This is a genomic window from Xenorhabdus khoisanae, from assembly GCF_001037465.1.
GTDB lineage: Bacteria > Pseudomonadota > Gammaproteobacteria > Enterobacterales > Enterobacteriaceae > Xenorhabdus > Xenorhabdus khoisanae.
Map to the genome: position 1 here is coordinate 1 of NZ_LFCV01000200.1, position 6626 is coordinate 6626.

Consider the following 6626-nt stretch of genomic DNA (forward strand, 5'->3'; position numbering starts at 1 on the left):
GGTGCAGCCGCATTTCTGAAAGCGCATTCACAAGAAGAAATGCAGCATATGCAGCGTTTGTTTGATTATTTAGGTGACACTGGTTCAATGCCTGTGCTGGGTGCTATTCAGGCTCCTCCGGTTGAGTTTGATTCTATCTCTGATGTCTTCAAGCAGACTTATGAGCATGAAAAATTAATTACAGAAGAGATCAACAAACTTGCCCATGTCGCGATGATGACACAGGATTATTCTACTTTTAACTTCTTGCAATGGTATGTTGCTGAACAACATGAAGAAGAAAAGTTGTTCAAATCCATTCTGGGTAAACTGGATATGGTGGGTGAAAGTGGCAAGTCACTGTTCTTGCTGGATAAGGATCTGAAAGGTCTGTCTATGGCACCAAACCACGCTTAAGAGAGCGCCAAATAAATTCGCCTTAACCGCTTTTTTCACCGTAGTTCCCGCCTTTTCGTTTATTTTTGAGGCAGGAATTACGGTTCTTTTCGTTTTTACCCTCATTTTTGCGTAGTGCTTCACAGGTCAGGACATTACCCTTTGAATATCGCAGATTAAACCGATCTTTTGATATAGAATCCCCGTCTGAGTATGAAAAATTCACCTGTATATTAAAGGGTTATCTATATGTCTATTTTTAATATCCGTTCATCTTGGGCTAAGTTATCTGCTCTGGTTGTTCTGTTTGTCGGTATGTCTTGCCAACAGGCTTTGGCACATGCTCATTTGAAAGATCAGATCCCGGCAGAAAACACGACAGTTGAAGCGGCCCCACAAGCCATCACGTTGAGTTTTTCAGAACGTATTGAACTCGGATTTAGTAAAGTAAATTTGATTGGCCCGGAAAAAGCAGCGATCAAAACAGGCAAATTGGAACTTGACCCTGAAACCAAAACCAAACTTATCCTGCCAGTTGAAGGTAAACTTGCTGCGGGAGAATATAGTGTCGACTGGAGTGTACTTTCTGTCGATGGTCATAAAACAAAAGGCGCTTATAGCTTTACTGTAAAATAATGATCTCTCTAGAGGCACTATACGTATTCTGCCGTTTTTCTCATTTTGTCGTCGTCATGTTGATGTTTGGTTTGAGCTTATTCACAGTGATGCTGACTTCCGGTCATTTTTCGAGGCTGATGAGAGAACGGTTAAGGGTTGGAATTCAAATCAGCACAGTGCTGGCTTTAATAACTTCCATAGTCTGGTTTGTTGTTCAGGCAGGGTTAATGGGGGATGGCTGGCATGATGTTTATGTCCCGGATATTTGGCTGGCTGTATTGGGAACTTCTTTTGGGCAAGTGTGGCAATGGCAGTTATTGGTTGCAATATTTGCTGTTGGCGGGTTATTCCTTTCCAATACCAAGGTCAGAAACCTTCTATTGCTCAGTTGTGCCGTTATCTTATTATCCAGTCACGCTTTCATTGGTCATGCCGCTATGTATGAAGGAAGCATAGGGTTATTACTGCAAGCCAATCAGGTTGTTCATTTGCTGAGTGCAGGTTACTGGTTTGGGGGATTATGGCCATTCTTGCTGTGCCTACAATTTTTGCGTTTGAAGAAAGCACCGGAAGCAAATTTATATCGTGATAGTACATACTTAATTAATGGCACACATGCAGGGGATACAGACAGTAGTAAAAATATTGCTGCTGGTTTATATGCAGAAAGTATGGCAGCAATGAGAAAATTTTCCCTCTATGGGCATGTTGCTGTTTTTTTGGTGATTGTAACGGGAATTGTGAGTAGTGTGATTTTAATTCCGGGTTGGCCTGTTTTTAATCGCGTTATTTCTGAATACCAATCCGTGTTATGGCTGAAAATTGTTTTGGTTACAGGCATGGTGCTTTTGGCGTTGATAAACCGTTATATTTTAGTTCCCAAATTGAAGCAGAAAGGTTGCTATCAACTGTTGATAATCAATATCTGGTTGGAGATTATCCTGGGTACATCTGCATTATTATGTGTGGCGATTTTCGCAACGCAGTCTCCGGCATGATTCTTGAGTGATTGGTAAAATTCCGGGTACATTAACAGAAAAATTAACGATAAAATCAGATCATGTATCTATAACCTAATGGATTTCAAAATGCAGCCAACAAAGCGGCAACTTGAAAGACGACGGGTATATCAGGGGAATGATAATGAAACGAATATATTGGGCTTTGCCTTTTTTGCTTCTCTCTTTTCAGGGAGTAAGTTCGCCAATACAAACCATCAGCAAGCTACAGTTTGGTAAGCAATGGGCATTTACCCGCGAAGAGGTGATGCTTGATTGTCGCTCAGATGGGGCGCTATTTGTGATAAATCCTAGTACACTAATGCAGTATCCGTTGAATGGTTTGGCAACAAAATTGATGAAATCTAATAAAGTTATTGCAACATCATTAGATACAATCCTCTTAGATAATCCAGAAAATCCCAATCAAAAAATGAGCGTAGAGCCATTCCAGAAAGCGGCATCGGCTTTATGTGATCATTCAAATGATAAAAAATAAAAACCGGTTAATATTTCTAATGTTAATAATATCTCGAATACCTAAAAAGGGGTAAAATTTGGTAAATCATGCCATGTCAACTACGCTTTAGATGGTAAGTTGTTCTACGTCTCAATGGCAACTTTTGCGCAAGGCTCTTTGACAGAGCCATTTTCCCTGGGCCGAGTATAGGAGTGGACTCGGCCTTTTTTTGTCTATTATAAGGAGCGGGTGTTTTGACTCTCTTTTCAATAAATTACCTCGTTTTGTTATCTATATAATAAGTAGGTGAGAAGAAAACAATCGTTCGGGATCTTGATTTGGTGTTTTATAATAAGAATATGAACAAGAACACGGTTCTGGCTGCAAATTGGAGTGATTTTAAATATAAGCTGTGATATCTGCCTGAGTTTTATCAGCAAATACTGGTAAAAATAATTAAAGAAAATTTAAATTCAGAAAGACAGTTTATATTTTGGGGAAATTGCTATTTTGGTGGCAGATTTTTCTCAGAAATAGTCTGCTGAATAGGATAAAAATTTTGTGTAAAATTTTTGTTTTTATTTTGTTAAAATCTTATCTGTTTTATAGGGCCTTATGAATAAGAGCGAATTTTATAAAGAGCTAACAGACAGCTTGATGGCGTTGCTATCAGGTGAATATGACTTTATAGCTTCTCTTGCCAATACGAGTGCATTGTTATATGAACGTTTGGATAATGTTAATTGGGTTGGCTTTTATTTAGTGGATGATGATACCCTAATATTAGGGCCATTTCAGGGTAAGAACGCTTGTGTTCGCATTCCCGTAGGAAAAGGTGTATGCGGAACAGCTGTTGCGAATAAATGTACACAGCGTATTTCTGACGTGCATGCTTTCCCCGGTCATATAGCCTGTGATGCCGCTAGTAATGCTGAAATTGTTCTTCCTTTGGAAATCAATGGACAAGTTATTGGGGTTTTGGATATCGATAGCACGGTTTTTGATCGGTTTGACGAGAATGATGAAAATGGCTTGGAAGCGCTGGTGAACAGGCTTTGTAAACATTTGGGGCAATGTGTTGTGTCAAAATATCTACAACAGAACGTAACTTAACATACGTATAGCGTGGCATTTATCAGTAACACTATTATAATGTCGCCTGTTCATGCCTGCGCTGGTTGGCAAAACCGTTGTAATCAGGAAATTTCATGGAAAATCAACCTAAGTTGAACAGTAGTAAAGAAGTTATTGCTTTCTTGGCTGAGCGTTTCCCGCTCTGTTTCGTAGCAGAAGGTGAAGCACGTCCTTTGAAGATTGGGATCTTTCAGGATATCGTTGAACGTATTCAGAATGAAGAGTGTTTAAGTAAAACACAGCTCCGTTCTGCTTTGCGTTTGTATACTTCCAGTTGGCGCTATCTCTATGGCGTTAAAGAGGGAGCCCAACGTGTTGACCTTGATGGGAATGTATGTGGTGAGTTGGAAGCCGAACATATTGAACATGCTCGTCAGCAATTGGCGGAAGCAAAAGCGCGTGTACAGGCTCAACGAGCTGAACAGCGTGCCAAGAAACGTGAGACTGAAAACGTATCTGAAAAGAAAAGTGAACGCCCTGTAAGTAAAAAGCCGGCTCCCCGTCGTCAAAAAACATCAGGTGATGGTGAAAAACGTCCATCTCGTTCGCAAAACCGTCTGCAACAATCGCGTAAACCTGCAGATAAAACCACAAAGAAAACTGTACAATCTGAGCTAACCTCAGTCACAGACGTATCTTCTTTGAAAGTCGGTCAGACAATCAAAGTAAACGTAGGAAAAAGCTTAATGGATGCTTCTGTGCTTGAAATTGCAAAAGATGGTGTAAGAGTGCAGTTACCTACTGGTTTGGCAATGATAGTACGCGCAGAACACTTAAAGTTCTGATACGGAGGCCAACTTGGGCATGAACAAACTCATTACTTTGGCTTTCGTTTTAGGTCTATCTTTTTCTAGTACGGGATATTCAGATACCACTAATGGCAATAATATCGCCAGTAGTGGCAATGTCGCTAGCGGCAGTACCATTAATAATCACAATGCCGCTGTTATCAGTCTGAGTCAGTTGCCAGATTTAAAACCGGAGCCACAACATTCTACTGTAAGTAAGCGAATTGTTTCCCGCTTGCTTCGTTCTCATTATCGCCAATTTTATTTAGATGCTGATTTTTCAGGGAAAATATTTGATCGTTACCTGAACCAGCTAGATTATGGGCACAATGTTTTTCTGGCATCGGATATTGCACAGTTTGCGGCTCAAAAGGGCATGTTAGGAAAAGATCTTGAAAGTGGCGATCTAAAGCTGCCTTATGCTCTGTTTAATTTAATGCAAAAGCGTCGTTTTGAACGTTATCAATATGTGCTCTCTCGTTTGGATCAGCCCGTTGATTTAGAAGGGAGTGAGACGATTGATACAAAACGTACTAAAGCTCCTTGGCCAACGAGTGTTGAGGAACTAAATAAGCTTTGGGATGCCAAGATTAAATTTGATTGGATAAATCTCAAATTATCAGGCAAAAATGATAAAGAAATCAAAGAAACACTGATTAAACGTTATCGGATGTTGATGAAGCGCCTCACGCAGACCAAAAGTGAGGATGTTTTCCAAAGTATCATGATGTCTTTTACCCGTGAAATAGACCCTCACACCAGTTATCTCTCACCTCAGGATACAGAGCAATTTAACTCAGAGATGAGCCTTTCTCTTGAAGGTATTGGTGCTGTTTTACAATATGAGGATGAATATATCTCTATCCGTTCATTACTTGCAGGTGGACCGGCGGCTAAAAGTAATTTACTGAAAGTTGGGGATAAAATCATTGGTGTTGGGCAAGTTGGCAAGCCTATTGTGGATGTTGTCGGATGGCGTTTAGAAGACGTTGTCGCTCTGATCAAAGGGCCGAAAGGCAGTAAAGTCCGTCTTGAAGTTATTCCAAGTACAAAAGGGGCAAAAAATCATATTGTCACCTTAACTCGTGAAAATATCCGCCTTGAAGATAATGCAGTCAAGATGTCGGTGAAGACTGTCGGCAAGGAAAAAGTGGGGGTTCTTGATATACCGAGCTTCTATGTTGGCTTGACTAACGATGTAAAAGTTCAGTTGCAAAAACTGAATAAGCAAGGTGTTTCCGCGATTGTGATTGATTTGCGTAGCAATGGTGGTGGTGCATTAACGGAAGCCGTTTCTCTATCTGGTTTGTTTATTACTACTGGCCCCATTGTTCAGATTCGAGACAATATTGGTAAAGTTAAAGAAGAATCGGATACGGATGAAGCAGTATATTACAAAGGCCCTTTGGTTGTTTTAGTTGATAATAGAAGCGCTTCAGCGTCTGAGATTTTTGCGGCGGCTATGCAAGATTATGGGCGTGGATTAATCTTGGGAGAGCCTACTTTTGGTAAAGGTACAGTTCAGATGCATCGTCTTCTGCATCGGATTTATGATCAAATGTTAGAGCCTGATTGGCCGAAAATTGGCTCTGTGCAATACACCATTCAGAAGTTTTACCGAGTAAATGGCGGCAGCACTCAGCTGAAAGGTGTAACGCCTGATATAGTTATGCTCACAGGTGAAGATCCTAATGAAATGGGCGAAAGCCAGGAAGATAATGCGCTACCTTGGGACAGTATCCAACCTGCGGATTATACTTCTTCGAAAGTGATTTCAGAGTTGGCGGCGCTATTGACCAAACTGCATAACAATCGCGTTGCTAATGATCCTGAGTTTAAATATATCAAAGAGGATATTGCTTATTATAAGACCATGAAGGAGCGTAATGGTGTTTACTCTCTAAACTATATCCAAAGAGAGAAAGAGAATAAGCAATATGAAACAACCAAGTTAAATCGTCTTAATGAGCGTTTTAAACGTGAAGGGAAAAAACAGCTCAAGTCACTTGATGATTTACCAAAAGATTATAAAGGGCCTGATCCATATTTAGATGAATCGGTAAAAATTGCGTTAGATTTAGCGCATCAGCCTGCTGAAATGGCTATAACGAAGTAGCTATAGAATTCGTTATTGATGCAAGGTCGGCTATCAAGCCGGCCTTTTTTTGTATATAGAAAACCCCCAGCTTGGCTCTGTCTCTTCTACACAAATCCCTCGATTTAATCGAGGGATTTTTTTGAACCTTTTTCTAC

Annotated in this window: 7 protein-coding genes; all 7 read left to right on the forward strand. The window is 40.3% G+C overall.

Annotated elements, in window-relative coordinates; all coding sequences use genetic code 11:
• The coding region (gene ftnA / locus AB204_RS19925; RefSeq protein ID WP_047965133.1) for a non-heme ferritin at positions 1–396 on the forward strand (396 nt) is incomplete at its 5' end.
• Positions 397–624: 228 nt separating this feature from the next.
• A complete protein-coding gene (gene yobA, locus AB204_RS19930; RefSeq protein ID WP_047965134.1) occupies positions 625–1011 on the forward strand; it encodes a CopC domain-containing protein YobA in 387 nt (128 codons plus the stop codon).
• On the forward strand, positions 1011–1991 hold the full coding sequence (locus tag AB204_RS19935) for a CopD family protein (protein WP_047965135.1): 981 nt from the start codon (positions 1011–1013) through the stop codon (positions 1989–1991). The genes yobA and AB204_RS19935 overlap by 1 nt, the downstream gene beginning before the upstream one ends.
• A gap of 145 nt (positions 1992–2136) precedes the next feature.
• On the forward strand, positions 2137–2490 hold the full coding sequence (locus tag AB204_RS19940) for a YebY family protein (RefSeq protein ID WP_047965136.1): 354 nt from the start codon (positions 2137–2139) through the stop codon (positions 2488–2490).
• 576 nt (positions 2491–3066) lie between these two features.
• On the forward strand, positions 3067–3564 hold the full coding sequence (locus tag AB204_RS19945) for a GAF domain-containing protein (RefSeq protein ID WP_047965137.1): 498 nt from the start codon (positions 3067–3069) through the stop codon (positions 3562–3564).
• Between the two features lie 95 nt (positions 3565–3659).
• On the forward strand, positions 3660–4370 hold the full coding sequence (proQ, locus tag AB204_RS19950) for an RNA chaperone ProQ (protein ID WP_047965138.1): 711 nt from the start codon (positions 3660–3662) through the stop codon (positions 4368–4370).
• A gap of 19 nt (positions 4371–4389) precedes the next feature.
• Positions 4390–6489, forward strand: coding sequence for a carboxy terminal-processing peptidase (prc, locus tag AB204_RS19955; protein WP_047965139.1), 2100 nt, complete (start codon positions 4390–4392; stop codon positions 6487–6489).
• Positions 6490–6626: the final 137 nt, after the last annotated feature.